This window comes from Mycolicibacterium vaccae NBRC 14118 = CIP 105934 (assembly GCF_001552715.1).
Taxonomy (GTDB): domain Bacteria; phylum Actinomycetota; class Actinomycetes; order Mycobacteriales; family Mycobacteriaceae; genus Mycobacterium; species Mycobacterium vaccae.
Genome location: NZ_BCRS01000096.1, coordinates 1 through 23,848, shown reverse-complemented (window position 1 = coordinate 23,848; position 23,848 = coordinate 1). Strand labels below are relative to the sequence as shown.

Annotated in this window: 21 protein-coding genes; 10 read left to right on the top strand and 11 right to left on the bottom strand. The window is 70.1% G+C overall.

Going from position 1 to position 23,848, the window contains the following annotated elements:
- Positions 1 to 53: 53 nt before the first annotated feature.
- From MVA01S_RS18325 to MVA01S_RS18315, 3 genes are read right to left on the bottom strand one after another with little or no spacing between them, the layout of a single operon-like run.
- Positions 54 to 1,475 (bottom strand): ABC transporter substrate-binding protein, encoded by a 1,422-nt coding sequence (locus MVA01S_RS18325; protein ID WP_003928503.1) that lies wholly within the window; start codon positions 1,473 to 1,475, stop codon positions 54 to 56.
- Between the two features lie 18 nt (positions 1,476 to 1,493).
- Positions 1,494 to 1,721 (bottom strand): 4Fe-4S dicluster domain-containing protein, encoded by a 228-nt coding sequence (locus tag MVA01S_RS18320; RefSeq protein ID WP_003928504.1) that lies wholly within the window; start codon positions 1,719 to 1,721, stop codon positions 1,494 to 1,496.
- 1 nt (position 1,722) lies between these two features.
- Positions 1,723 to 2,463 (bottom strand): GntR family transcriptional regulator, encoded by a 741-nt coding sequence (locus MVA01S_RS18315; RefSeq protein WP_003928505.1) that lies wholly within the window; start codon positions 2,461 to 2,463, stop codon positions 1,723 to 1,725.
- A 289-nt stretch (positions 2,464 to 2,752) separates the two neighbouring features.
- Here MVA01S_RS18315 and MVA01S_RS18310 point away from each other — a divergent pair, with 289 nt between their 5' ends.
- Positions 2,753 to 3,493, top strand: a complete 741-nt coding sequence (locus tag MVA01S_RS18310; RefSeq protein ID WP_003928506.1) for a sensor domain-containing protein — start codon at positions 2,753 to 2,755, stop codon at positions 3,491 to 3,493.
- Here MVA01S_RS18310 and MVA01S_RS18305 read toward each other — a convergent pair.
- Positions 3,486 to 3,749 (bottom strand): ANTAR domain-containing protein, encoded by a 264-nt coding sequence (locus MVA01S_RS18305; protein ID WP_003928507.1) that lies wholly within the window; start codon positions 3,747 to 3,749, stop codon positions 3,486 to 3,488. The two genes, MVA01S_RS18310 and MVA01S_RS18305, sit on opposite strands and share 8 nt — an antisense overlap.
- A gap of 75 nt (positions 3,750 to 3,824) precedes the next feature.
- Positions 3,825 to 5,831: a glycoside hydrolase family 15 protein gene (locus MVA01S_RS18300; protein WP_003928508.1), complete on the bottom strand. Its 2,007-nt coding sequence runs from the start codon at positions 5,829 to 5,831 to the stop codon at positions 3,825 to 3,827.
- Between the two features lie 84 nt (positions 5,832 to 5,915).
- Here MVA01S_RS18300 and MVA01S_RS18295 point away from each other — a divergent pair, with 84 nt between their 5' ends.
- The 6 genes from MVA01S_RS18295 (at position 5,916) to MVA01S_RS18275 (ending at position 10,221) form a co-directional block, all read left to right on the top strand.
- Positions 5,916 to 6,119: a hypothetical protein gene (locus MVA01S_RS18295; protein ID WP_040539798.1), complete on the top strand. Its 204-nt coding sequence runs from the start codon at positions 5,916 to 5,918 to the stop codon at positions 6,117 to 6,119.
- A 125-nt stretch (positions 6,120 to 6,244) separates the two neighbouring features.
- Complete coding sequence (locus MVA01S_RS32375; protein WP_353961403.1) at positions 6,245 to 6,337, top strand: Ms4533A family Cys-rich leader peptide; 93 nt, start codon at positions 6,245 to 6,247, stop codon at positions 6,335 to 6,337.
- Positions 6,338 to 6,454: 117 nt separating this feature from the next.
- Complete coding sequence (locus MVA01S_RS18290) at positions 6,455 to 7,480, top strand: sulfate ABC transporter substrate-binding protein (protein WP_003928510.1); 1,026 nt, start codon at positions 6,455 to 6,457, stop codon at positions 7,478 to 7,480.
- 14 nt (positions 7,481 to 7,494) lie between these two features.
- Positions 7,495 to 8,370 carry a sulfate ABC transporter permease subunit CysT gene (gene cysT, locus MVA01S_RS18285; protein WP_003928511.1) on the top strand — a complete coding sequence of 292 codons (876 nt, stop codon included), beginning with the start codon at positions 7,495 to 7,497 and terminating at the stop codon, positions 8,368 to 8,370.
- Positions 8,367 to 9,179, top strand: coding sequence for a sulfate ABC transporter permease subunit CysW (gene cysW, locus MVA01S_RS18280; protein WP_003928512.1), 813 nt, complete (start codon positions 8,367 to 8,369; stop codon positions 9,177 to 9,179). The genes cysT and cysW overlap by 4 nt, the downstream gene beginning before the upstream one ends.
- 19 nt (positions 9,180 to 9,198) lie before the next feature.
- The gene (locus MVA01S_RS18275; protein ID WP_003928513.1) at positions 9,199 to 10,221 is read left to right on the top strand and encodes a sulfate/molybdate ABC transporter ATP-binding protein; all 1,023 of its coding nucleotides are present in this window, start codon (positions 9,199 to 9,201) and stop codon (positions 10,219 to 10,221) included.
- Position 10,222: 1 nt separating this feature from the next.
- On the opposite strand, the gene MVA01S_RS18270 is transcribed toward MVA01S_RS18275, so the two are convergent.
- The 5 genes from MVA01S_RS18270 to MVA01S_RS18250 form a co-directional block, all read right to left on the bottom strand.
- Positions 10,223 to 11,236 (bottom strand): hemolysin family protein, encoded by a 1,014-nt coding sequence (locus tag MVA01S_RS18270; RefSeq protein WP_003928514.1) that lies wholly within the window; start codon positions 11,234 to 11,236, stop codon positions 10,223 to 10,225.
- Positions 11,229 to 12,593, bottom strand: a complete 1,365-nt coding sequence (locus tag MVA01S_RS18265; protein WP_003928515.1) for a hemolysin family protein — start codon at positions 12,591 to 12,593, stop codon at positions 11,229 to 11,231. Before MVA01S_RS18265 ends, MVA01S_RS18270 begins: the two co-directional genes overlap by 8 nt.
- A 93-nt stretch (positions 12,594 to 12,686) precedes the next feature.
- The gene (locus MVA01S_RS18260) at positions 12,687 to 13,409 is read right to left on the bottom strand and encodes a sirohydrochlorin chelatase (protein ID WP_174538960.1); all 723 of its coding nucleotides are present in this window, start codon (positions 13,407 to 13,409) and stop codon (positions 12,687 to 12,689) included.
- Positions 13,388 to 14,095: a phosphoadenylyl-sulfate reductase gene (locus MVA01S_RS18255; RefSeq protein ID WP_003928517.1), complete on the bottom strand. Its 708-nt coding sequence runs from the start codon at positions 14,093 to 14,095 to the stop codon at positions 13,388 to 13,390. The genes MVA01S_RS18260 and MVA01S_RS18255 overlap by 22 nt, the downstream gene beginning before the upstream one ends.
- A 65-nt stretch (positions 14,096 to 14,160) precedes the next feature.
- Positions 14,161 to 15,834 (bottom strand): nitrite/sulfite reductase, encoded by a 1,674-nt coding sequence (locus MVA01S_RS18250; protein ID WP_003928518.1) that lies wholly within the window; start codon positions 15,832 to 15,834, stop codon positions 14,161 to 14,163.
- A 347-nt stretch (positions 15,835 to 16,181) separates the two neighbouring features.
- On the opposite strand from MVA01S_RS18250, the gene hemW reads away from it, so the two are divergent.
- The gene (gene hemW / locus MVA01S_RS18245; RefSeq protein ID WP_003928519.1) at positions 16,182 to 17,321 is read left to right on the top strand and encodes a radical SAM family heme chaperone HemW; all 1,140 of its coding nucleotides are present in this window, start codon (positions 16,182 to 16,184) and stop codon (positions 17,319 to 17,321) included.
- A 10-nt stretch (positions 17,322 to 17,331) separates the two neighbouring features.
- Here the strand turns inward: hemW and MVA01S_RS18240 are convergent, their stop codons facing one another.
- Entirely contained in the window at positions 17,332 to 18,192 is an 861-nt protein-coding gene (locus tag MVA01S_RS18240; RefSeq protein ID WP_003928520.1) for an LLM class F420-dependent oxidoreductase, read from the bottom strand.
- A gap of 47 nt (positions 18,193 to 18,239) precedes the next feature.
- On the opposite strand from MVA01S_RS18240, the gene MVA01S_RS18235 reads away from it, so the two are divergent.
- Both MVA01S_RS18235 and MVA01S_RS18230 read left to right on the top strand, forming a co-directional pair.
- The gene (locus MVA01S_RS18235) at positions 18,240 to 18,623 is read left to right on the top strand and encodes a nuclear transport factor 2 family protein (RefSeq protein ID WP_003928521.1); all 384 of its coding nucleotides are present in this window, start codon (positions 18,240 to 18,242) and stop codon (positions 18,621 to 18,623) included.
- Positions 18,624 to 18,680: 57 nt separating this feature from the next.
- Positions 18,681 to 23,819, top strand: coding sequence for a type I polyketide synthase (locus MVA01S_RS18230; RefSeq protein WP_003928522.1), 5,139 nt, complete (start codon positions 18,681 to 18,683; stop codon positions 23,817 to 23,819).
- The last annotated feature ends 29 nt before the right edge of the window (positions 23,820 to 23,848 follow it).

The following is a 23,848-nucleotide window of genomic DNA, read 5'->3' as shown; positions in this document are numbered from 1 at the left end:
CGGGCGAGCGGCCGACACCGGCGCATCGGCGGCCAGCACCGCCGGCGGGGTGGTCATACCGCCCCCGCCAGGGCCTGCCGGTAGTCCACGACGGTGGCCGCGGGATGGGCGGCGAGGTAGCGGTCGGCGCCTGCGGCAGTGGCGAACGGCAGATGCCGGCCGCCGTCTCGGACCCACAGCGACTTGTCGGCGAACCAGCGGGTGCCGAACTCGGTGTCGGGGATGTAGGCCGCGCGCACGGTCCTGCCGTCGGCCTCAGCGGCGCGCACGGCCTTGAGCAGGCAGTCCGGGCCTGCGGCCGGCTGGGTGTTCTCGGCACCCTCGATCCACAGTTCGCCGGCCGGCGTGGCGTCGGTGACGGCCACGTCGCAGACCGGATCGCGGCCGCTCAGCGCCGACGGGTTCGCCGTGCTCTCCAGGGTGGCCTGGTAGTCGAGGCCGCGGTCGGTGTACGCCTTGCGCAGCGCGGTGTCGGCGACGAAGCCGTCGATGTTCAGCGGCGCGAACTCACCGATGGACTGCAGGTAGGGCACGTCACCCTTGAGCGCCTGCACCAGTGAGGGCTTGAGCGTGGGATCGAAGCTGGTGCCGCCGGGGCCGTTGTAGAGGTAGACCACCTCCGGCGGCAACCCGCTGCTCTCGGCGACCAGTTCGGCGGCCGCCAGTGGATTGTCGTTGAGGAATTCGGTCGCGTCGAGCTGCGCCTGCAGGAACGCGTCGAGCACCTCGGGGTGGCGGCCGGCGTAGTCGTGGCGGACCACCACACCGTGGAAGGTCGGGTAGTCACCCTCGGCGCCGTCGTAGAGCAGCTTGGCCTTGTCCTGGAACGCGAGCAGGCCGGGCCAGGCGACGAACTGCGAGAGTGCCTGCACCTGGCCGGATTCCAGCGCAGAGGCGCCCACCTGCGGTTGCTGGTTGAGCACCTCGACGCCGGATGCCGGGTCGATGCCGGCGTTGTCGAGCGCGCGGACGAGCGTTCCGTGACCTGCCGAACCCACACTGGCCGAAACCTTCTGGCCTCGCAGGTCGCTGACGGTACGCGCCGGCGAGTCCGGCGGGACGACGATCATGTTCAGCGCGCCGGTCGGGCTGTATCCGGTGACCGACACCAGTTCGGTGCGTGCGCGCTCGTTGGCCTGGGTCTTCGAACCGTTGATCAGCAGCGGATAGTCGCCCATCGAACCGATGTCGATCTTCTCGGCGACCATCTGCGCGGTGATCGGAGCGCCGGTGTCGTAGTCCTGCCACTCCACGGCGTAGTCGACGCCGGTGCTCTTGGTGATGTCGTCGAGGCGATGCTCCAGGAAACCCTTGGCGCGCAGCAGCGTTCCCGCGGTGACGGTGTTGATGGTCTTGGACTGGTAGCCGACGACGACCCGGACGGTGTCGGCGGAGCCGGTCTGAGAACCCAGCGAGCAGGCGGCCAGCGACGTCGCGGTGGCGGCGGCCAGCAGTACGGCGAGTGCGCGTTTCATGAGGGGTCCTGTCGGGGGTCAGCGGATGAGGTAGGGCATGTTCACGGTGACGGCGCCGGTGGGGCAGCGTGCTGCGCACGGCCCGCAGTACCAACACTCGTCGACGTGCATGAACGCCTTGCCGTTCTCCGGGTTGATGGCCAGTGAGTCCAGTGGGCAGATCTCGACGCAGAGCGTGCATCCCTCGATGCACAGCGATTCGTCGATGGTCACGGGTACGTCGACGCGTTGGTTCACCTGGGCCATGTCATCCTCTGATCAAGTTGCTGCGCAGTGTGATTCGGTCACCGCGCATCCGGATGTACTCGAGGTCGACGGGTCGTCCGTCGTCGAGGTGGGTCAGTCGTTCCATCAGCAGCAGGGCCGCGTTGTCGGGCACCTGCAGGATGGCCGCGGAATGGGGGTCGGTGGCCACGGCTTCGACGGCGACCGCGGCATGTCCGAGTCTCGTGCCGGTGACCAGTTCGATGAGGGCGAAGACGTCGTGGTGTTCCAACGGGTGCTCGATCACCGCCTCCCCGATATCGCTTGCGAGGTAGGTCATGTCGAGGCTCAGCGGCAGATCGCCGAGATAGCGCAGGCGCTCGATGAACACCACCGGTTCGCCGGGCGGCAGCTGCAGTCTGGCGGCCACCGAGGGCGGGGCCGACACCGTCATCGCCGCACGTACCTCGTTGCGGATCTGGCCGTAGTCCTTGAAGGTCTCCTTGAGCCCGACGAGGGCGTCGAGACCGTGGTCGTACTTGCGGATGGCGACGTGGGTTCCGACCTTGGGTTCGCGGTCGATCAGGCCCTCGGATTTGAGCACGGCCAGCGCCTCCCGCACGGCGTTGCGCGATACCAGGAACTCGGCGGCCAGGTCGGACTCGGCCGGAAGCCCGTCGTGGTAGCCGCCTGCGTGGATCTGGTGGCGCAGGATGTCGGCGACCAGTCGCGCCTGGTCGGCACGCGGCCGGCGCAGGGGAGTGGCATCGGGCACCGGAGTCACCTTCGTTCGACGTGGGGCTGCACGATCGCGGGAAAAGTGCTGATGGGGACGCTAGATCGGTCCGGCCGGGCCGACGAACCGGGCGCGGCGCGGGCCTCAGGTGGGCACTGGTATTGCGCCGCCTCGCTGCGGCGCTGACCTGGGCGGACCGCGGTGCGCGGGCGCAATGCGCCACTGCGGCCGGCGATCGGGGAGTTCTGATCGCGGTGAGCGGAACTGCCGGCGTGGGGTGGCCCGGTTAAACGCCGAAGCGGTCGCGCGCCCGGGCCCGGCGTGCTATCGAAGGGGTATGTCGAAGCGGGCGGTCGCGGCGCTGGCGCTGGGGTGTGTGGGTTCGGTGCTGTCGGGCTGTGCCGGCGCGCCCGTCGACGACCGCCCGGTGGTGCGGATCGCCGAGGCCGCCCAGCCCCTGCGGGCGGTCCCGCTCGGGCCGTTCCTGCCGACCGCGCAGGAGTTGTCCACGATCCTGGCGACCGGGCCGAACGGGCTGCTCGCCCCGCCTGTCGAAGGCGACGCCGACGTGTTGCTGCGCAGTGTGGCCGACGCGCACGTCGCCCCGGCCGAATGCGTCAGCGCCGCCTACCGCATGCAGGAGATCGTCTACGACACCAGTCCGGTGCGATCGGTGGCCAGCAGCACCTGGGCCGGCGGGGGATTCGAGGCTCCGCCGGTGACCGGCTTCTTCGGGGTGGTGCAGATGGCCGATCCTGTTGCCGCCCAGGAGTTCTTCGCCAAGCTCACCGGTCAGTGGCAGCGGTGCAACGGCCAGACCGTCGCGATGCGCCCTGCGGTGTCCGGTGCCGGCGAGATCAGCCGGATCACCGGAGTCTCGTTCGATGCGCGGGTGGTCTCGGCCAGCGTGCTGCACACCTCGGGGGGCACCGGATCCCCGACCGGGATACGCGCGGTGGGTCTGGCGGACGACTGCATCGTCGAGGTCGAGCTCGTCGATCCACGCGCCCCGGTGGACGCCCGGCAGGCCGTCGCCGTCGCCGACGTGATCCTCGACAAGATCGCCGCGGTCAGCTGACCGCGAGCGCCCGGCGGCCGTGCCGGATCAGCTCACCCCAGGCGTTGAACGCCTCGGCGTGCTCGGCCGAGGCCGTACCGCTGGCGACCGCGACCAGTCCGGACGCGACGGCTCCGAGGCCGATCCCGGTCTGGTGCACCACGCGCACCAGCTCGTCGAACGCGTCCTTGCGCGTATAGCCGCGCAGTCCGATCAGGATGCCGACGGCGACGTCGATGACCTGACGAGATGTGTCTTCTGCCACACGTGAACCCATGGCACCGATGGTCCACCGCACCGCGGTCCGGCGGCAGCATTCTGCGCGGGCAGACGCAAAACCGCGACGCCGTCGTTACACGGGCGCGTTGGCCGGCTGGAAGGTGCCGGAGGCGTCGGCCTCCTCCTCGGCGCGGATCACGTGCACCACGGCGTTGATCAACGCCAGGTGGGTGAACGCCTGCGGGAAGTTGCCCAGGTGCCGCCCGGTGCTCGGCTCGATCTCCTCGGCGTACAGGTGCAGTGGGCTGGCGAACGACAGCAGCCGCTCACACAGATGCCGGGCCCGGTCGATCTCGCCGATCTCGACCAGCGCCGACACCAGCCAGAACGAGCAGATCGTGAAGGTGCCTTCCTCGCCGGAGAGTCCGTCGTCGGTCTCCTCCACCCGGTAGCGCAGCACCAGGCCTTCCTCGGTGAGCTCGTCGGCGATGGCCAGCACGGTGGCCCGGATCCGCGGATCGTCCGGCGGCAGGAACCGCGTCAGCACGGCCAGCAGCAGCGACGCGTCCAGCGCCGGGTGCCCGTAGCGCTGGGTCAGCACCCCGCGCTCGTCCACGCCGTGCTCGAGGATGTCGGCCTTGATCTCCTCGGCGATCACCCGCCACTGCTGGGCGTAGGCCTTCTCGCCTTCGAGCTCGGCGAGTTTGGCGCCGCGGTCGAGGGCCACCCAGCACATGATCTTGCTGGAGGTGAAGTGCTGCGGTTCGCCGCGCACCTCCCAGATGCCGCGGTCAGGCAGCCGCCAGTGCTTGATGGCCTCCTCGACCTGTTCCTTGAGCACCGGCCACAGGGTCTCCGGGATCTGCTCGCGTGACTTGGTGTGCAGATAGACCGAATCGAGCATCGTGCCCCAGATGTCGTGCTGCATCTGGTTGTAGGCGCCGTTGCCGATACGCACCGGCCGCGCGTTGTCGTACCCGGACAGGTGGTTCAGTTCTTCCTCGACGAGGCTGCGTTCCCCGCCGACCCCGTACATCACCTGCAGCGGATGCCGCTCGCCGTTGTTGGCGCCCGACACGTCGGCGATGAAGGCGAAGAAGTCGTCGGCCTCGCGGTCCAGGCCCAGCGTGTAGAGCCCCCACAGTGCGAACGTCGAGTCCCGCACCCACGCGTAGCGGTAGTCCCAATTGCGTTCGCCGTGCGGGGTTTCCGGCAGCGACGTGGTGGGCGCGGCCAGCAGCGCGCCGGTCGGCGAGTAGGTCAGGCCCTTCAGCGTCAGCGCGCTGCGCTGCAGATAGGACCGCCACGGGTGATCGGGGAAGTCACCGACGTTGATCCACTGCCGCCAGCACTCGCTGGTCTTCCACATCTTGTCGGCGGCCTCTTCGTAGTTCTGCGGCGCCGGGTGCTTGGACCAGCTCAGCGCGACGAACACGTTGTCGCCTTCTTTGAGCCGGGTGCGCGCGCGGGCTTCGCGGCCCTCCAGGCCGATGCGCAGGTTGGTGGTGAGGCGCAGCGTCGGATGGGAGTCCGGGTCCTTGGTCGCCCGCGCGATCGCCTCGCCGTAGGCCTGCGCCGAGTACTCCCAGTGCGCGCTGGTGCGGTGGTAGTCGAACGACGGCTCGCAGCTCATCACCAGCTCGACGGTGCCGCTGACGCAGCGCACGGTGCGTAACAGGATGTGCTCGGCGTCCCAGTCCATCGGGGTACGCCGATGGGTGCGCGAGCGGGTCTCCAGGTCGTGCCACGGACCCATGACCAGCGCGTCACGCACGATCACCCAACCGGTGTGGGTTTGCCAGGTCGTCTCCAGGATCAGGCTGCCCGGCAGATACCGCCGCGCCGCGGGCACCGAGACGCCGTAGGGGCCGAGCCGGAAATGCCCCGCGCCGCGGTCCAGGATCGCGCCGAACACGCTGGGGGAGTCCGGCCGCGGCACGCACAGCCACTCCACCGACCCCGCGGACGAGATCAGGCACTGAGTCTCGCAGTCGGACAGAAACGCGTAGTCCGCGATCGGCGGGAACGGATTGCGCAGCGGTCCGGTGTGGGGGTAGGCCGCGGGTGTCGCAAGGGAGAACGGGCCGGTGTCACCGTTGTTCGACTTGCGGTCGGAGGTCTCGGACTGCTGCAAAACCATTTGCTCATCATCGACTGCCGGGCACCCCGGCGTCTACTCGACACCCGGTGGTCTGCGGGGTCGCCGGGCGCATACTCTGGCGGGGTGGACGGCTTCCTCAACTGGTGGGATGGAGTGGAGCTGTGGCTGACCGGCCTGCCGTTTGTCATCCAGACGGTGGTGGTGATGCCGGTGGTGCTGACGCTGGCCTACCTCACCGCGGTGGTGCTGGACGGTCTGCTGGGAAACGGCATCCGGATTCTGCACCGGATCCGGCACATCGACGACGACAGAGAGAGCGACCGATGAGCAGCATGCCCCGTTCCCGGGTCACCCTCGTGCTGGTGGCGTTGATCCTGTTCGTCATCGTGATGTGGTACTTCACCCGCTGACCCCCAGCGTCGGGTCTCAGCAACTCTGTTACGCTTCGCGCCATGCAAACGGCGTCCGGCAACAAGAGCGGCCACATCGTGGCTCTCATTGCCGTGGGTCTGTGCGCCGTTGCTGATGTCTGTTGTTGTCGCTGACTCCCTGCCCGTTCACGGCTCGGTGTCGGTGACGGCTGCGGCATATCTGCCTCAGTGCTGAACCTGCCTTTCCGGAACGGTCCTCACCACCGAAATCCGAAGCCGGAAAGGTCATCCATGCAGAACATCCTGAAATCCACGAGGCCGTGGCGCACCGCCGCCGCGCTGGCTGTGTCGGCGACGGTACTGGCCGCCTGCGGTGGCGGCGCCAGCGACGTGGCCGGCGGTGAGGGCGGCGACACCAAGGCCGACACCACGTTGACCCTGGTGGCGTTCGCCGTCCCGGAACCGGGCTGGTCGAAGGTTTCGCCCGCATTCGCCGCCACCGAGGCGGGCAAGGGCGTCGCGGTCACCGGATCCTACGGCGCCTCCGGGGACCAGTCGCGTGCGGTCGAGGCCGGCAAGCCCGCCGACATCGTGAACTTCTCCGTCGAACCCGACATCACCCGCCTGGTCAAGGCCGGCAAGGTGGACGAGACCTGGAACGCCGGCCCCAACAAGGGCATCGCGTTCGGTTCGGTGGTCAGCTTCGCGGTGCGCCCGGGCAACCCCAAGAACATCCGCACCTGGGATGACCTGCTGCAGCCCGGCATCGAGGTCATCACGCCCAGCCCGCTGAGCTCGGGGGCGGCCAAGTGGAACCTGCTCGCGCCGTACGCCTACGCCAGCAACGGCGGCCAGGATCCCGAGGCCGGCATCGAGTTCGTCGACAAGCTGGTCACCGAGCACGTGAAGCTGCGTCCGGGCTCCGGCCGGGAGGCCACCGACGTGTTCCGCCAGGGCAGCGGCGATGTGCTGCTGGCCTACGAGAACGAGGCGCTGAACTTCGACCTGGAGCACGTGAACCCGGCCCAGACCTTCAAGATCGAGAACCCGACCGCGGTGGTCAACACCAGCAAGCACGTCGAGCAGGCGCAGGCGTTCGTGGACTTCCAGTTCACCCCGGAGGGCCAGAAGCTGTGGGCCGAGGCCAACTTCCGGCCGGTGGACCCGGGGGTGCTCGCCGAGTACGCCGACAAGTTCCCCGCCCCAGAGAAGCTGTGGACCGTCGATGACCTCGGTGGCTGGGCCAAGATCGACGCCGAGCTGTTCGACAAGGACAACGGCACCATCACCAAGATCTACAAGCAGGCCACTGGATGACGACATCCTCCGGGATGCTCGATCCGAACCCCGAGGCGATCCGCCCCGAGCTCACCGGCGACGGTGGCTCGGGCGGTCCCTCGCGGTTCCTGTACCCCAGGCACGGCTCGACGTCGCTGCGCGTCGGGGCCGCCACCATGTGGCTGTCGTTGATCGTGCTGTTGCCGCTGGCCGCGATCCTGTGGCAGTCCGCCGAAGGCGGCGTCGGGGCGTTCTGGTCGGCGGTCAGTTCGCCGGCCGCGATCGCGTCGCTGCGGGTGACGGTGACCATCTCGATCGGCGTCACCATTGTCAACGCGTTCTTCGGCCTGATCGTCGCGTGGGTGCTGACCCGCGACGACTTCCCCGGCAAGCGTCTGGTCGACGCCGTGATCGACCTGCCGTTCGCGCTGCCCACCATCGTGGCCAGCCTGGTGATGCTGGCCCTGTACGGGCCGGCCAGCCCGGTGGGCATCCATCTGCAGCACACCAAGTGGGGCGTCGGCATCGCGCTGCTGTTCGTCACCCTGCCGTTCGTGGTGCGCTCGGTGCAGCCGGTGCTTCTCGAACTCGACCGCGAGGTCGAGGAGGCCGCGGCGTCACTGGGCGCCAACAACTTCACCATCCTGACCAAGGTGATCCTGCCGGCGCTGCTGCCGGCGCTGCTCTCGGGCGCCGGGCTGGCGTTCTCGCGCGCGATCGGCGAGTTCGGCTCGGTGGTGCTGATCGGCGGCGCGGTCCCCGGTGAGACCGAGGTGTCCTCGCAGTGGATCCGCACTCTGATCGAGAATGACGACAGGGTCGGCGCGGCCGCGATCTCGATCGTGTTGCTCGCGATCTCGTTCGTGATCCTGTTCGTCCTGCGGGCCATCGGCGCCCGGGCGGCCAAGCGGGAGGAACTTCAGGCATGACGCTGTCGCCGGTGGTGCGTCACCTGTTGCGCTGGGTCGCGCTGCTCTACGTCACCGTGCTGGTCGTCGTCCCCGTGGGGTTGATCCTGTGGCGGACCTTCTCGCCCGGGGTGGGGGAGTTCGTCGCCTCGATCGGCACCCCGGCGGCGATCTCGGCCCTGCAACTCTCGCTGATCGTCGTCGCGATCGTGGTGCCGCTCAACGTGCTGTTCGGCGTGCCGACCGCATTGGTGCTGGCGCGCAACAGATTCCGCGGCAAGAGCGTGTTGCAGGCGGTCATCGACCTGCCGTTCGCGGTGTCGCCGGTCGTGGTGGGTGTCGCGCTGATCCTGTTGTGGGGCTCGGCAGGACTGTTCGGCTTCATCGAGAACGACTTCGGCCTGAAGATCATCTTCGGGTTCCCCGGCATCGTGCTGGCCAGCATTTTCGTCACCGTGCCGTTCGTGATCCGCGAGGTCGAACCGGTGCTGCACGAACTGGGCACCGACCAGGAGGAGGCCTCGGCCACCCTGGGCGCGCAGTGGTGGCAGACGTTCTGGCGGATCACGCTGCCGTCGATCCGGTGGGGCCTGACCTACGGCATCGTGTTGACGATCGCCCGGACCCTCGGCGAGTTCGGCGCGGTGCTGATGGTGGCGGCCAACCTGCCCGGCTCCTCCCAGACACTGACACTGCTGGTCCACGACCGGTACACCCGCGGTGCCGAATACGGCGCCTACGCGATCTCGACGTTGTTGATGACCGTCGCCGTCCTGGTCCTCATCGCCCAGGTGATCCTCGACGCCCGCCGGACGCGCGCCGCAAAATAGGCCCATAGGAGCTGACACCATGACCTACGCGATCACCGTCAACGGCGCCAACAAGCGCTACGGCGACTTCGCCGCGCTCGACAACATCGACTTCGCCGTGCCCGCGGGTTCGTTGACGGCGCTGCTGGGGCCCAGCGGGTCCGGGAAGTCGACGCTGCTGCGCGCCATCGCCGGCCTCGACGAGCCCGACACCGGCACGATCACCATCAACGGCCGGGACGTGACCCGGGTGCCGCCGCAGAAGCGCGGGATCGGTTTCGTGTTCCAGCATTACGCCGCGTTCAAGCACATGACGGTGCGCGACAACGTGGCCTTCGGGCTGAAGATCCGCAAGAAGCCCAAGGCCGAGATCGCGGAGCGGGTCGACAACCTGCTGGAAGTGGTGGGGCTGGCGGGATTCCAGGGCCGCTTCCCCAATCAGCTGTCCGGCGGCCAGCGCCAGCGGATGGCTCTGGCGCGCGCGCTGGCCGTCGATCCCGAGGTGCTGCTGCTCGACGAGCCGTTCGGCGCGCTGGACGCCAAGGTCCGCGAGGACCTGCGGGCGTGGTTGCGCCGTCTGCACGACGAGGTGCACGTGACCACGGTGCTGGTGACCCACGACCAGCAGGAGGCGCTCGACGTCGCCGACCGGATCGCGGTGCTCAACAAGGGCCGCATCGAACAGGTCGGCACCCCGACCCAGGTCTACGACACTCCGGCCAACGCGTTCGTGATGTCGTTCCTGGGCGCGGTGTCCTCACTCAACGGTGTGCTGGTGCGCCCACACGACATCCGGGTGGGCCGCAATCCGGAGATGGCGATCGCGTCCTCGGACGATTCTGTGCAGTCCACCGGTGTCACCCGGGCCACGATCGACCGCATCGTGGTGCTGGGCTTCGAGGTCCGCGTCGAGCTCACCAACGCCGCGACCCACGCGCCGTTCACCGCCCAGATCACCCGCGGTGACGCCGAGGCGCTGGGCCTCAAGGAAGGCGACACGGTCTACGTGCGCGCCACCCGGGTGCCGTCGCTGCCGTCCGACGTCCCGGTGCCGGTCGCCTGAGTCACGCCGCTTCGGTCGGAAGCAGCCGGTACAACAGGTCGGTCAGCGTCAGCAACCCGCGCCCGGACGGTCCGTCGACGACGATGAGGTGGTTGCGCGTCTCCCGCATGAGGCGCAACGCCTCGTAGACCGGGGTGGTCTCGGGCAGGAACAGCACCGGCCGCATCATCTCCCGCGCGGTCGCGGTCGTGCCGGCCGACAGGCTGTCGCGGACGTGAACCACACCGACGATGGCTCCGTCCGGTCCGCCGTCGTGCACGAGCAGGCGCAGATGTCCGGTCGCCCTGGCGGTCTCCTGGATCTCGGCCGGTGTCGCGGCAGTGGGCACCTCGCTGTAGTGCTCGTCGCGGCGGGCCAGCTGACCGACGGTCAGCGCCTCCAGTTCCAGCGCGCTGGTGAGGTTGGCGTGATAGCGCTCGTCGAGCGTGCCGACCGTCGCGGAGTGCTCGACGAGCTGTCGCAGCGTGTCGGGATCCTGGGTGTCGGCCAGTTCGTCGACCGGTGTCACCCCGACTCGGCGCAGACACCAGTTCGCGGCGCGGTTCAGCGCGCGAAGCAGCGGCCGGGTCAGGAACATGAAGCCGCGCATCGGCAGCGCGAGCAGGATCGCCGACCGTTCCGGGTGGGCGATGGCCCACGACTTCGGCGCCATCTCGCCGACCACCAGATGCAGGAACGTCACGATGATCAGCGCCAGCACGAAGCCGCCGACGTCGGCCACCCAGCCCGGCGCGCCCAGGCCGCTGATGAACGGCGTAAGGGCATGGTGCACAGCGGGTTTGGTGATCGCGCCGAGAAGCAGTGTGCATACCGTGATGCCGAGCTGGGCGCCGGCCAGCAGCAGCGACAGCTCGCTGGCGCTGCGCAGCGCCGCGCGCGCGGCAGCGCTGGTGGCCGCCGCGTCCTCCAGTCGGTTGCGGCGCGCGGCGATCAGCGCGAACTCGACCGCGACGAAGAACGCGCTCAGGCCGATCAGCGCGACGGTGACGGCGACCAGCACCCACGGGTTACTCATCGTCGACCGCCTCGGAGATCGTCACGAACACGCTCGCCGGAACCCGGCGCTCGATCGAGCGGACCTGCGCGACCAGTGACCGCACAGGCACCTCGCCCTCGGCCAGCAGGTCGGCGGGGTCCGATGGCAGCGCGATCACGACCTCGGCGCCGACCTCGGGCAGGCCCAGCGCGTGGGCGATGACCAGGCCCGCCACCGTCTCGTAGTCACCCGGGGGCAACGTCAGGTCCAGGGTGCGCTCGGCCTCGTCGATCGGCAGATCGCCGGCGAGCAACCAGCCGTCACCGTCGGCGACGGCGTCGGCGACGGTCTGCAGCTCATCGTGCTCGTCGTCGATCTCGCCGACCAGTTCCTCGGCGAGATCCTCGATCGTGACGATGCCGGCGAATCCGCCGTACTCGTCGATGACGATCGCCATCTCCTCGCCGGCCTGCTGGAGGTCGTGCACCACGTTGGGCAGCGGCAAGGTCTCCGGAACCACCACCGCCGGACGGCAGTGCGCGCCCGCGGAGGCGCCGTCGGGCACCGGGCCCAGCAGGTCGTGGAGTTCGATGACGCCCACCACGTCGTCGGGACTCAGCCCGGTGACGGGGTAGCGGGTGTGGCCGGCGGACATCCGTCGCCGCACGTCGGCCACCGAGTCGCCGGCCGAGACGGTGTCCACGCGGGACCGCGGGATCATCGCGTGTTCGGCTGTGCTGGTGGGGAAGTCGAGGATCCGGTCGAGCAGTGCCGACAACTCGGCGGGGATCTCACCCGCGTCACGCGATGCGGCCACGATGTGTTCGAGGTCGCGCGGGGTGGCCGAGTGCTCGACGTCGTGCACCGGTTCGATGCGCAACGCACGCAGCAGCAGGTTCGACGACTGGTCGAAAAGCCAGATGAGCCAGCCGAACACCTTCAGGTACAGCGTCGTGGACAGGGCCAGCCGGCGTGCCAGGGGTTCGGGGCGGGCGATCGCGAGGTTCTTCGGGAAGAGCTCGCCGAACACCATCTGCACCACGGTCGACACCGCGATCGCGAACAGGCCGCCGACGGCCACGGCGATCGCGGTCGGGATCCCGGCGCCGCCGAGCAGCACCTCCAGTCCGCGGCCGATCAACGGTTCGGCGACGTAGCCGACCAGCAGGCCGGTGACAGTGATGCCGAGTTGTGCGCCGGAGAGCATGAACGACGTGCGCCGGGTGACGGTCAGCGCACGGGCGGCGGCACCGTCACCCGCCTCGGCGCGAGCCTTGAGCCGAGACCTGTCGACGGCCATGTAGGCGAATTCCTGCGCGACGAAGTATCCGGTGAGCGCGGTGATCGCCAGGACCACGAGAAAGCCGATGAAAATACCGAGAACGGCGGTCAGCACGCGACCGCCGTGGGTCTATGAGGTTGCATCGAGTCCTTGTCTCGAGAGAGTGACGCCATCCAGGTTACCGGCGCCGGAGCGGTGAGCTGGGTCTCAGGCGGCCGCGTGGACCGTCTGGGCGGCGTCGAAGCGATCCAGCACCGTCTCGGCGACCTGCCGGTGCGCACCCAACGGCGCCGACATCGGAATGCCCTGTGCCACGGCGAAATCGGCCACCCGGTCGGTGATCCTGCCGGGTGCGAGGAACCAGGGCGCGATGACCAGCCGGGTGGCGCCGCGCCGGCGGAGCTCATCGGCCGCCTCGGCGAGCGTGGGCTGCGGGCCGGTGGCGAACGCGGTGGTGGCGCTCCAGCGGGTGGTCAGCGTCAGCTCACGGGCGACCGTCGCGGTGCGGGCGTTGGCTGCCGGGCGCGACGAGCCCACCGCGGTCACCAGCACGCCGACGCGCGGGTCCAGCCGGGACACGCCGGCGTGCTCGAGCCGCTGCCGCAGCACGTGGATCAGCCGGTCGTCCTCGCCGAGCACCGCGGCCTGCCGGACGTCGGCGCCGGACTCGGCGATCATCTCCGGGATGTCGACCCGCGCGTGGTACGCATCGGCCAGCAGCAGCGGCACGACGACCCCATGTCCGCGCGGCAGGTCGGCCAGCACGTCCCGCAGATTCGGGGAGTTCTGCTCGCAGAAGGCGATTCGCGCATCCAGGCCGGGACGCAGCCGCTGGATGCACTCGACGATCGACCGCGCCGTCTCGGCGGAGCGCGGGTCGGCGCTGCCGTGCGCGGTGAGCACGAGCGTCACGAGGCGTGCAGCCCGCATTCCGTCTTGGCCTGTCCGAGCCACCGACCGCTGCGCGGGTCCGCGCCCTCGACGGGTTTGTTGGTGCACGGCGCGCAACCGATCGACGGGTAGCCCTCGTCGACGAGCGGATTGACCAGGATGCCGTTGGCGTCGATGTAGGCCTGCATGTCCTCGTCGGTCCACGCCGCCAGCGGGTTTATCTTCACCAGTCCGAACGCTGCGTCCCAACTGATCAGCGGCGCGTTCGCGCGGGTCGGGGCCTCGACCCGGCGGATCCCGGTCACCCACGCCGAATAGCCCTGCAGCGCCTTCGACAACGGCTCGACCTTGCGCAGCCGGCAGCACTCGTTGGCGTTGCGCTCGAACAGGTTCTTACCCAGCAGCGCATCCTGCTCGGCCACCGACCGTTCGGGCCGCACGTTCACGACGTTCACGTCGTAGACCGCCTCGACGGCGTCGCGGGTGCCGATGGTCTCGACGAAGTGGTAGCCGGTGTCGAGGAACAGCACGTCGACGCCGGGACGGACCTTGGCCGCCAGATCCACCAGCACCGCGTCCTGCATGTTGGACGCCACGATGTAGTGGCCCGCGAAATTCTCGTCGGTCCAGGCCAGCAGGTCCTGTGCGGTGGCGTCCGGGCCGAGCTCGGCTGCTCCGCGTTCGGCCAGCTGCTGCAGGTCGGTCTCATTCAGGGGTTTGGTCATGTCCTACCTCTGTCTCCGCTCTTCGCGCAAGCGGCTCATCGAGCCTTTGCTCTTCGCGCGAGCGCTCATCGAAGATCCGCGTCGTCGGCTCTCAACGCCCACGTAGCGAAACGCTCACCCTGCTCGCGTTGTTTCACGAAGTTGCGAACCACCCGCTCGATGTAGTCGCCGAGCTCGCTGGAGAGCACCTTGTGCTGGCGCAGCTTGCGGCCGAACCCACTGTCCAGGCCCAGGCTGCCGCCCAGATGCACCTGGAAACCCTCCTCCGGGCCGTTGCCCTCGTCGACCATCTGGCCCTTGAAGCCGATGTCGGCGACCTGGATGCGCGCGCACGAGTTGGGGCAGCCGTTGATGTTGATCGTCACCGGCACGTCGAGGTCGGCGTTGATGTCCTCCAGGCGCTTCTCCAGCTCGGGGACCAGCACCTGCGAACGCTTTCGGGTCTCGGCGAAGCTCAGCTTGCAGAACTCGATGCCGGTGCAGGCCATCAGGTTGCGCCGCCAGTGCGACGGCGTCGACGGCAGGCCCAGCGCGTCCAGGCCGGCCCTGAGCTCGTCGAGCTTGTCGTCAGCCACGTCGAGGATGATCAGCTTCTGGTACGGCGTGAACCGGATCCGGTCGCTGCCCGCGGCCTCGGCGAGGTCGGCGACCTTGCTCAGGATGGTGCCCGACACCCGGCCGGCGATCGGTGCGACGCCGACGGCGTTGAGGCCGTTCTTGAGTCGCTGCACCCCGACGTGGTCGATCGGCCTGGCCACCGGCTCGGGCGCCGGGCCGTCGATCAGCGGACGCTTGAGGTACTCGGTCTCCAGAACTTCGCGGAATTTTTCGACGCCCCAGTCCTTGATCAGGAACTTCAGCCGGGCCTTGGAGCGCAGTCGCCGGTATCCGTAGTCGCGGAACACGCTGACCACGCCCTCCCACACGTCCGGCACCTCGTCGAGCGGCACCCACGCGCCGACCCGCTGGCCGAGCATCGGGTTGGTCGACAGGCCGCCACCGACCCACAGGTCGAATCCGGGGCCGTGCTCGGGATGGTTGACGCCGATGAACGCGACGTCGTTGACCTCGTGCACGACGTCCTGCATCCCGGAGATCGCGGTCTTGAACTTGCGCGGCAGGTTGGAGTACTCCGGCTTGCCGATGTAGCGCTTGACGATCTCGTTGATCGCCGGGGTGCCGTCGATCACCTCGTCGGGGTGTTCACCGGCCAGCGGCGACCCCAGCACGATGCGCGGGCAGTCGCCGCACGCCTCGGTGGTCTGCAGCCCCACCTCGTCGAGGCGGCGCCAGATCTCGGGCATGTCCTCGACCTGGATCCAGTGGTACTGGACGTTCTGCCGGTCGGAGATGTCGGCGGTGTCTCTGGCGAACTCGGTCGAAATCGTTCCCAGTGTGCGCAGCGCCGCGGTGCTCAGAGCGCCGCCGTCGCAGCGCACCCGCAGCATGAAGTACGAGTCCTCGAGCATGTCGGTGTTCTCGTCGCCGGTCCAGGTGCCGTCGTAGCCCGGCTTGCGCTGGGTGTAGAGGCCCCACCAGCGGAACCGGCCACGCAGATCGCCCTTGTCGATGCTGTCGAAGCCGTTCACGGCGTAGATGTTCTCGATGCGCGCCCGCACGTTGAGCGGGTTGTCGTCCTTCTTGGACTGCTCGTTGGGATTGAGCGGCTCGCGGTAGCCGAGTGCCCACTGGCCTTCGCCGCGGGGGCGCTTGGCAGGCTTGGGTGTGGCTGTGGTCATTACTGGCTCCTATTGGGAGCCGGCGTTCAGATCGCGCTTCTGTCCGGTGGCTGTCCGGCGGCGCAGATCCGTCGGCCAGCTGAGATTGGTGTGGGCTGGGTCCTAGATCCGCTGACTACGGCAGACAACAACAGGTGCAAACACGCTTGAAGTCGACATGACGGCGCACCACGAGCGAGACCCGGCGAGGGAAGCTGTGGGCAGTCACGCCAGCCATTGTGCCACGGACACCCACACCGCCCCTAAACCGGGCGATACTTGCGCTCACGGTGCGCGAAAGCCCGCTCTGGAAGACTGGGCAGGTGATTTCACCACCGGACACCGCGCAGCGAGCCCTGCTGCCCGATATGACGGTCCGGGCCGGCCGTCCGTTCGGTCTGTACATCCACGTGCCGTTCTGCGCCACCCGCTGCGGATACTGCGACTTCAACACCTACACCCCCGCCGAGTTGGGCGGCGCCAACCCCGACGGCTGGCTGGCCGCGCTGCGCACGGAACTGCGGTTGGCCGCCGCGCACCTGGGGCAACCGCCGCCCGTCGAGACGGTGTTCGTCGGCGGGGGGACGCCCTCGCTGCTCGGCGCGGCCGGGCTGACCGCCGTGCTCGACGCGGTCCGCGACCATTTCACGCTGGCCCCCGGCGCCGAGGTCACCACCGAGTCCAACCCCGAGTCCACGTCGCCGGCCTTCTTCGCCGCACTGCGCCGTGCCGGCTACACCCGGATCTCGCTGGGCATGCAGTCGACCGCGCCGCACGTGCTCGCGGCGCTGGACCGCGTGCACTCGCCGGGACGGGCGCTCGATGCGGCCCGGGAGGCCAGGGCGGCGGGCTTCGACCACGTCAACCTCGACCTGATCTACGGCACCCCCGGCGAGACCGACGCCGACCTGATGGCGTCGGTGGACGCGGCCGTGCGGGCCGGCGTCGACCACGTGTCGGCCTATGCGCTGATCGTCGAGGACGGCACCGCGCTGGCCCGCCGGGTACGCCGCGGTGAGCTGCCCGCTCCCGACGACGACGTGCTCGCCCGCCGCTACGAACTGCTCGACCGACGCCTGACCGACGCCGGTTTCGACTGGTACGAGGTGTCGAACTGGAGCCGTCCCGGCGGGGAGTGCCGACACAACATCGGCTACTGGGACGGCGGCCAGTGGTGGGGTGCCGGACCGGGCGCGCACGGCTACGTCGACTCGATCCGGTGGTGGAACGTCAAGCACCCCAACGCGTATGCGGCCGCCCTCGACGGCGGCGAGTTGCCCGTCGCCGACTACGAGGAACTGGACGCGCAGACCTCGCACGTCGAGGACGTGATGCTGCGGGCGCGGTTGCGCAGCGGTCTGCCCGTGCAGGTGCTGGCGGAGGCTGAACGCGCCCGCGCCGACCGCGCGGTCGCCGACGGTCTGCTGCGCGCCGAGGGGGACCGGTTGGTGCTCACCGACCGCGGCCGGCTGCTCGCCGACGCGGTGGTGCGCGACCTGCTGACCTGACCGCCGCGGTCTACAGCAGCGCCGAGGCCAGCCTGCGCCACTGCTCGCGCGGGAACTCGCGCGGATCGGCGGTCAGGACCTGCACGCAGACATGGTCGGCGCCGGCGTCGAGATGCTCCTGCACGCGCTGCCGGACCGCGTCCTCGTCGCCCCACGCGATCAGCGCGTCGAACACCCGGTCACTCACCGAGGTCAGGTCCTCCTCGGTGAAGCCGAGACGCAGCAGGTTGTTCGCGTAGTTGGGCAGCGCCAGGTACGACTGCAGCCACTGGGTGCCCACCTCGCGGGCCTGGTCCCGGTCCTCGGTGAGCATCACCGTCTGCTCGGGCAGCAACATCGGCCCGGCGCCGAGCACCTCGCGCGCCTGGCGGGTGTGCTCGGGGGTGGTCAGGTACGGGTGTGCCCCGCCCGCACGCGTCGCCGACAACTGCAGCATCTTCGGGCCCAACGCGGCCAGCACCCGGTTGCCGGTCGGCACCGGCTGCGGGGACGCGTCGATGCCGTCCAGGAACGCTTTGGTGGCGGCCAGCGGCTTGCGGTAACGCCCCGGCTCCTGCGAGTCGATCAGCGGTGCATGGCTGCACCCGATACCGAGCAGGAACCGCTCGCCGTGCGCCTCGGTCAGCGTGGCGTAGCGGGCCGCGACCTCGGCCGGATCGTGCATCCAGAGGTTCAGGATGCCCGTCGCGATCGTCGTCTTCTCGGTGGCCGACAACAGCTTGTCCACCGAGTCCAGCACCGGTCCGCCGACGTCGGGGATCCACAGGGCGGTGAAGCCGAGCCCGTCCAACTCGGCCGCGGCTTCGGCCGCCTCCTCCGGATTTCCGTATCGCAGTTGAGAACTCCACAGGCCGACGCCGGACAGATTCATATGTCTACTCATACCGTGCCGGACACCCGGGACGCTACGGTCGGGCCATGGCATTCGACCCGGCCGCGGTGGCCCGCGCGTTCTCCGAACATCGCTTCGAGGACGCGCTCGACCACCTCGCCCGCGACGTCCGGTGGACGATCGTCGGAGGCATGGTGCTCGAAGGCGCCGACGCGGTCCGCCGCACCTGTCAGGACACCCTGGAGAGCCTGAAGGGCACCGCGGTGGAATTCGACCGGCGGGTCGTCGCCGGCGGGGGTGCCGTCGTCGCGGTGGACACCGTCGCCCGCTATGTGCGGCCCGACGGGGTGACCGCCGTCGCCAGTTGCGGTATCTACGAGTTCGCCGGCGAGGAGATCGCCAGGATCACGTCGTACGCGGTCGAGGTCGATCCCGAGGACCCGGGAGCGCAGCCGCCGCCACACCGCTGACCGCCACGCACCCGGGTACCTCCGCGCGAGCAAACGCGTTGTGCCAGGATGTCCCGCATGTCGAAGCCAGGGTTAGGGAAGGCTATCCACACTGGCCCGGCCGCGGCGCCGATCGCGATCGTCGGTATCGGTTGCCGGCTCGCCGGCGACGTCCGCACCCCCCGGGACTTCTGGTCGTTCCTGCTCAACGGGGGCAGCAAGGTCACCGAGGTGCCCGCCGAGCGCTGGGAGCCCTACCTGCGCCGGGATCCGCGCAACGCCGCGTTGCTGCGCCAGACCACGCGATGGGGGACCTTCCTCGACGATCTGCCCGGCTTCGACGCCGAGTTCTTCGGGGTCTCGCCGCGCGAGGCCGAGCTGATGGACCCGCAACAGCGGATGGCGCTCGAAGTGTCCTGGGAGGCACTCGAACACGCGGGCATCTCGCCACGGTCGCTGGCCGGCAGCGACACCGCGGTGCTGATGGGCGTGAACTCCGACGACTACGGCAAGCTCCTCATGGAGGACATCGCCGGCATCGAGGCGTGGACCGGGATCGGCACCTCGCTGTGCGGCGTGGCCAACCGGGTGTCGCATCTGCTGGATCTGCGCGGGCCCAGCGTCGCGCTGGACGCGGCGTGCGCGGCCTCGCTGGTGGCGGTGCACCAGGCCTGTCAGCTGCTGCGCGACGGTGAGACCTCGCTGGCGCTCGCGGGCGGGGTGAGCGCGCTGATCGGCCCGGGCCTGACGCGGGTGCTCGACGTCGCCGGCGCAACCGCGCCCGACGGCCGCTGCAAGACGTTCGACGACGCCGCGGACGGTTACGGGCGCGGCGAAGGCGCCGGGGTCGTCGTGCTCAAGCGCCTGGCCGACGCGGTCCGCGACGGTGACCGCGTGCTCGCGGTCGTGCGGGGCGGCGCGGTCGCGCAGGACGGCAGGACCGTCGGCATCATGTCGCCCAACGGGCAGGCCCAGGAGGACCTGTTCCGGCTCGTCTGCCGCGTCTCCGGCATCGCGCCCGCCAGCGTCGACTACGTCGAAGCGCACGGAACCGGCACCCCCACAGGCGATCCCGTCGAGATCGGGGCGCTCGCGGCGGTCTATGGGGAAGGCCGGGCGGACAACCCGTGCGCGGTCGGTTCGGTCAAGCCCAACACCGGACACCTCGAGGGCGGTGCCGGCGTCGTCGGCCTGATCAAGGCGACCCTGGCCCTGCACCACGGGGAACTGCCGCCCACCGCGGGGGTGCGCACGCTGACCACCGCCGTGGACTGGAAGACCAGCGGGCTGCGGGTGCCGCTCGAACGGGAGCCGTGGCCGCGGCGCGACGATCCGCGCCGCGCAGCGGTGTGCAGTTACGGCTACGGCGGCACCATCGCGCACGTCCTGCTCGAGGAGGCGCCTCCCGCCGCGAGCGCCGAGACCAGCTGCGGCAGAGCGGACTTCATTCCACTGTCGGCGCGCTCGGAGCCGCGCCTGCACGCGCAGGCAGGAGCCCTGGCCGACCACCTGCGCACCGCGCAGATCCCGACCGGCGAGGTCGCCGCCACGCTGTGGACGCGCCGAGCCCACGAACCAGTCAGGGCCGCGGTCCTCACCGGTGACAGCGACGTCCCCGTCGACGCCCTGGACGCCCTGGCCGCCGGGCAGCGGGATCCGCGGGTGGTCACCGGAACCGTGGTTCCCGGTGCCGGCGACGGCGCGGTCTGGGTGTTCTCCGGACACGGTTCGCACTGGACCGGGATGGGCCGCGAGTTGATCGCCGCCGAGCCGGCGTTCGCGGCCACCGTCGACGCGGTGGACCGGGTGTTCGGGCCCGAACTGGGCTTCTCCGCGCGCGAGGCATTGACCACCGGACTGCTCGGCGGTACCGACCGGGTGCAGGCGCTGACGTTCGCGATGCAGGTCGGTCTCGCCGCGGTGCTCAGAGAGCGCGGAGTGGAACCGGCCGCGGTGATCGGGCACTCGGTCGGCGAGGTTGCGGCCTGCGTCGTGGCCGGGGTGTTCGATCTGGCGCACGGCGCGTCGATCGCGTGCTACCGGGCCCGTGGGTTCCGGGCGGTGGCCGGTGACGGCGCAATGGCGTTGGTACGTCTGCCTTTCGACGAGGCCGAGCGCCGGCTCGGCGACCGCACCGACGTGGTCGCGGCGATCAGCGCGTCGACGGAATCCACGGTGGTGTCCGGCACGGTGGCCGCGGTCGACGACGTCGTCGAGGCGTGGACGGCCGCCGGGATCATGGTGCGCCGGGTGAACACCGACGTCGCCTTCCACAGCCCGGCGATGGACGCCCTGACCGGAGAACTCGCGCGCTGCGTCGCGTCCCTGCCCGCCCCGGGCCGGGCCCGCGTGCCGCTGTACACGACCGCGCTGCAGGACCCCCGGTCCGGCGCTTCCCGCGACCCCGACTACTGGGTGGCCAACCTGCGCGGCCGGGTGCGCTTCGCCGAGGCGGTCGAGGCCGCGGCGCGCGACGGGCACCGGTTGTTCCTCGAGGTGTCCGCGCATCCCGTGGTGTCCCATTCGATCGTCGAGACGATGAGCAGTCTCGGAATGGATGATCACGCCGTGGTGCCGGTGCTACGCCGTGACCAACCGCAGCGCCACAGCGTCACCACCGCCGTCGCCGCGCTGCACTGCCACGGCGCGCCGGTCTCGCACGGCTACACCGCGACGATGCCGTGGGCGGCCGACCTTCCGGGCACCCAGTGGCAGCACCGGCGGTTCTGGCGGACGCCCACCCCGCCGCCGAACACCGCAGCCCTGCACGACCCGTCGACGCACACGCTGCTCGGCGGTGTCGTCGACGTGACCGGCGAGGTGCCCGCACGGGTGTGGCAGACCGGCCTCGACATGGGCAACCGGCCCTATCCCGGCGACCATCCCGTGCAGGGCACCGAGATCGTCCCCGCCGCAGTGCTGTTGAACACGTTCCTGACCGTGGCCGGCGCGGGCGGGCTGACCGATGTACGGCTGCGTACGCCGGTGCCGCCCGGCCGGGCCCGAGACATCCAGGTGGTCCTGCAGGACCGTTCGGTGCGGATCTCGTCACGACTGGCCGACACCGACGGTGCCGACGAGTCCGGATGGCTGACCCACAGCAGCGCCGTCGTCGCCACCGGCCAGGACTTCGAAGGCGACCTCGACGAGACGATGGGTGGCCGCGTCGACGCGGCCACCTGGGACCGGTGCACCGAGCCGTTACCGCCCGGGCACGTCGTCGACACGCTCGCGACCCTCGGTGTGGCCGCGATGGGCTTCGGCTGGCAGGTGCTCGAGATACGGCGTGGTGCAGGCGAACTGCTCGTACGGGTTCGTGCCGAGGCCGACGGTTCAGTGCCGTCCACCTGGGCCACCCTGCTGGATGCGGCGACCTCGGCGGCGTCCACGGTGTTCGACGGACCGCCGCGGCTGCGGATGCCCGCCCGCGTCGACCGGGTGCACGTGTGCGGTGCGCCACCGGCGGTCGCAGTGGTGCACGTGCGGCGCCGCGCGGGCACCACCACCGACGTCGTGATCGCCGACGAGTCGGGCGCGGCGCTCGCCTCGCTCACGGCGATGACGTTCGAGGAACTGGAGAGCGCCACCGGGACCGACGCGTCCCGGATGCTGCACCACGTGGCATGGCACGAGACCGCGTTCGACGGCGACGCCCGGCCCAGTGAGGTCGCCGTGATCGGCGCCGGAGCCGGGATCGACCCGATCCTGCGGGAGCTGACCGAGGCGGCGGTGCCGCACCGCGTGTACGGCAGCCCGCAGCAGGTGCCGGTCGACACCGGAGACGGCTCGGTGGTCTTGCTGGTGCCCCGCGACGACACCCCGGAAGCGGCCGTCCTGCAGACACTGGACACGCTGAAACACCTCGCCGGCAACAACTCTCAAGCCCGGCTCTGGGTGTTGACGCGCGAGGTGCACGAGGGGACGAACCTGGTGCACGCGCCGCTGTGGGGGATGGCGCGCGTCGCCGCTGCCGAACACCCGCAGCTGTGGGGCGGCGTGGTCGACGTGGCCGGCGCACTACCGCTCGGAGTGCTCGCCTCGCTGGCCGGCCACGGCGTGGTGGTGGTGCGTGACGGGGTGGCGACGACGGCGCGGCTGGCAGATGCCCGGCCCGGGGCCGGCGCACCGATGACGTGCTCACCGGCCGGCACGTACCTGGTCACCGGCGGCACCGGCGTGCTGGGCCTGCGGATCGCGCATCGCCTCGCCGATCTCGGCGCGCGACGGCTGGTACTGCTGTCGCGGTCGGGGATCCCACCCCGGGCGCAGTGGGCCGATACGCCGACCGAGGCGACCCGTGCGGTGTCCGCGCTGGAGGAGCGCGGAGTCTCCGTGCACGTCGCGGCGATCGACATCGGGGCCGCGGATGCGGGTGAGCGACTGCGGGCGGTGCTCAGCGACCTGCCACCGGTGCGCGGCGTGGTGCACGCCGCCGGCGTGGAAGCCGGTGCGCTGCTGGTGAACACCTCGGAGTCGGACATCCGGGCGGCGATGCGCCCGAAGGTGGCGGGCACCCGCACGCTGCACGAGCTCTTCCCACCCGAACAGCTGGACTGGATGGTGCTGTTCTCGTCGTGCGGTTACCTCGCCGGTTTCCCGGGACAGGGCGCCTATGCGTGCGCCAACGCGTTCCTGGACGCAGCGGCCCGGCACCGGCGCAGTCTCGGCGACCGCACGGTCAGTGTCGCGTGGACCGCGTGGCGAGGCCTGGGCATGGGGTCGACGTCGGGGTTCGTCGCAGCCCAGCTGGAAGCGCTGGGCATGGGAACGGTCGGCGCGGACGATGCGATGCGGGCCCTGGATTCGGCGATGCGTGGTGATGAACCGAATGTCGTTGTGCTGCCTGTGCTTTCGGAAGCCGCGGCGGTGCCCTTCCTGGCCGACGTCGCGCCGAGGGCAGATGCCGGCGACGTCGGTGACGACGGCGGTCCGGTCGGTCCCGGCGACACCGACCCCGGCGAGTGGGTGGCGCGGCAGGTGGTCGAAGCGGTGGCTGCTGAACTCGGGCTGTCCGAGCCCGACGTCAACCTGCGGGTTCCACTGGTGGAGGCGGGCGTCGACTCGATCATGACGGTGGCGCTGCGGCGGGCGTTGGAGAAGCGCACGGGTCTGTCGCTGCCGCCGACGCTGCTCTGGGAGCATCCGACTGCCGCAGCGGTGATCGACCGGATGGTCGAGATGCTCACGCCGCAGTCCGAAAAGGCCGACATCAGTTAGGCGTTCGGTTACGGGCCCTGGTCGTCTTC

Bases quoted from the DNA above. Each gene is read 5' to 3' on its own strand.
- MVA01S_RS18275 (WP_003928513.1), top strand. From the start codon at position 9,199: ATGACCTACGCGATCACCGTCAACGGCGCCAACAAGCGCTACGGCGAC.
- MVA01S_RS18230 (WP_003928522.1), top strand. From the start codon at position 18,681: ATGTCGAAGCCAGGGTTAGGGAAGGCTATCCACACTGGCCCGGCCGCG.
- MVA01S_RS32375 (WP_353961403.1), top strand. From the start codon at position 6,245: ATGCAAACGGCGTCCGGCAACAAGAGCGGCCACATCGTGGCTCTCATT.
- cysT (WP_003928511.1), top strand. From the start codon at position 7,495: ATGCTCGATCCGAACCCCGAGGCGATCCGCCCCGAGCTCACCGGCGAC.
- MVA01S_RS18260 (WP_174538960.1), bottom strand. From the start codon at position 13,409: ATGCGGGCTGCACGCCTCGTGACGCTCGTGCTCACCGCGCACGGCAGC.
- MVA01S_RS18250 (WP_003928518.1), bottom strand. From the start codon at position 15,834: ATGACCACAGCCACACCCAAGCCTGCCAAGCGCCCCCGCGGCGAAGGC.
- MVA01S_RS18325 (WP_003928503.1), bottom strand. From the start codon at position 1,475: ATGAAACGCGCACTCGCCGTACTGCTGGCCGCCGCCACCGCGACGTCG.
- MVA01S_RS18235 (WP_003928521.1), top strand. From the start codon at position 18,240: ATGGCATTCGACCCGGCCGCGGTGGCCCGCGCGTTCTCCGAACATCGC.
- MVA01S_RS18290 (WP_003928510.1), top strand. From the start codon at position 6,455: ATGCAGAACATCCTGAAATCCACGAGGCCGTGGCGCACCGCCGCCGCG.
- MVA01S_RS18320 (WP_003928504.1), bottom strand. From the start codon at position 1,721: ATGGCCCAGGTGAACCAACGCGTCGACGTACCCGTGACCATCGACGAA.
- MVA01S_RS18305 (WP_003928507.1), bottom strand. From the start codon at position 3,749: ATGGGTTCACGTGTGGCAGAAGACACATCTCGTCAGGTCATCGACGTC.
- MVA01S_RS18240 (WP_003928520.1), bottom strand. From the start codon at position 18,192: ATGAATCTGTCCGGCGTCGGCCTGTGGAGTTCTCAACTGCGATACGGA.
- MVA01S_RS18255 (WP_003928517.1), bottom strand. From the start codon at position 14,095: ATGACCAAACCCCTGAATGAGACCGACCTGCAGCAGCTGGCCGAACGC.
- MVA01S_RS18310 (WP_003928506.1), top strand. From the start codon at position 2,753: ATGTCGAAGCGGGCGGTCGCGGCGCTGGCGCTGGGGTGTGTGGGTTCG.
- hemW (WP_003928519.1), top strand. From the start codon at position 16,182: ATGACGGTCCGGGCCGGCCGTCCGTTCGGTCTGTACATCCACGTGCCG.
- cysW (WP_003928512.1), top strand. From the start codon at position 8,367: ATGACGCTGTCGCCGGTGGTGCGTCACCTGTTGCGCTGGGTCGCGCTG.
- MVA01S_RS18300 (WP_003928508.1), bottom strand. From the start codon at position 5,831: ATGGTTTTGCAGCAGTCCGAGACCTCCGACCGCAAGTCGAACAACGGT.
- MVA01S_RS18270 (WP_003928514.1), bottom strand. From the start codon at position 11,236: ATGAGTAACCCGTGGGTGCTGGTCGCCGTCACCGTCGCGCTGATCGGC.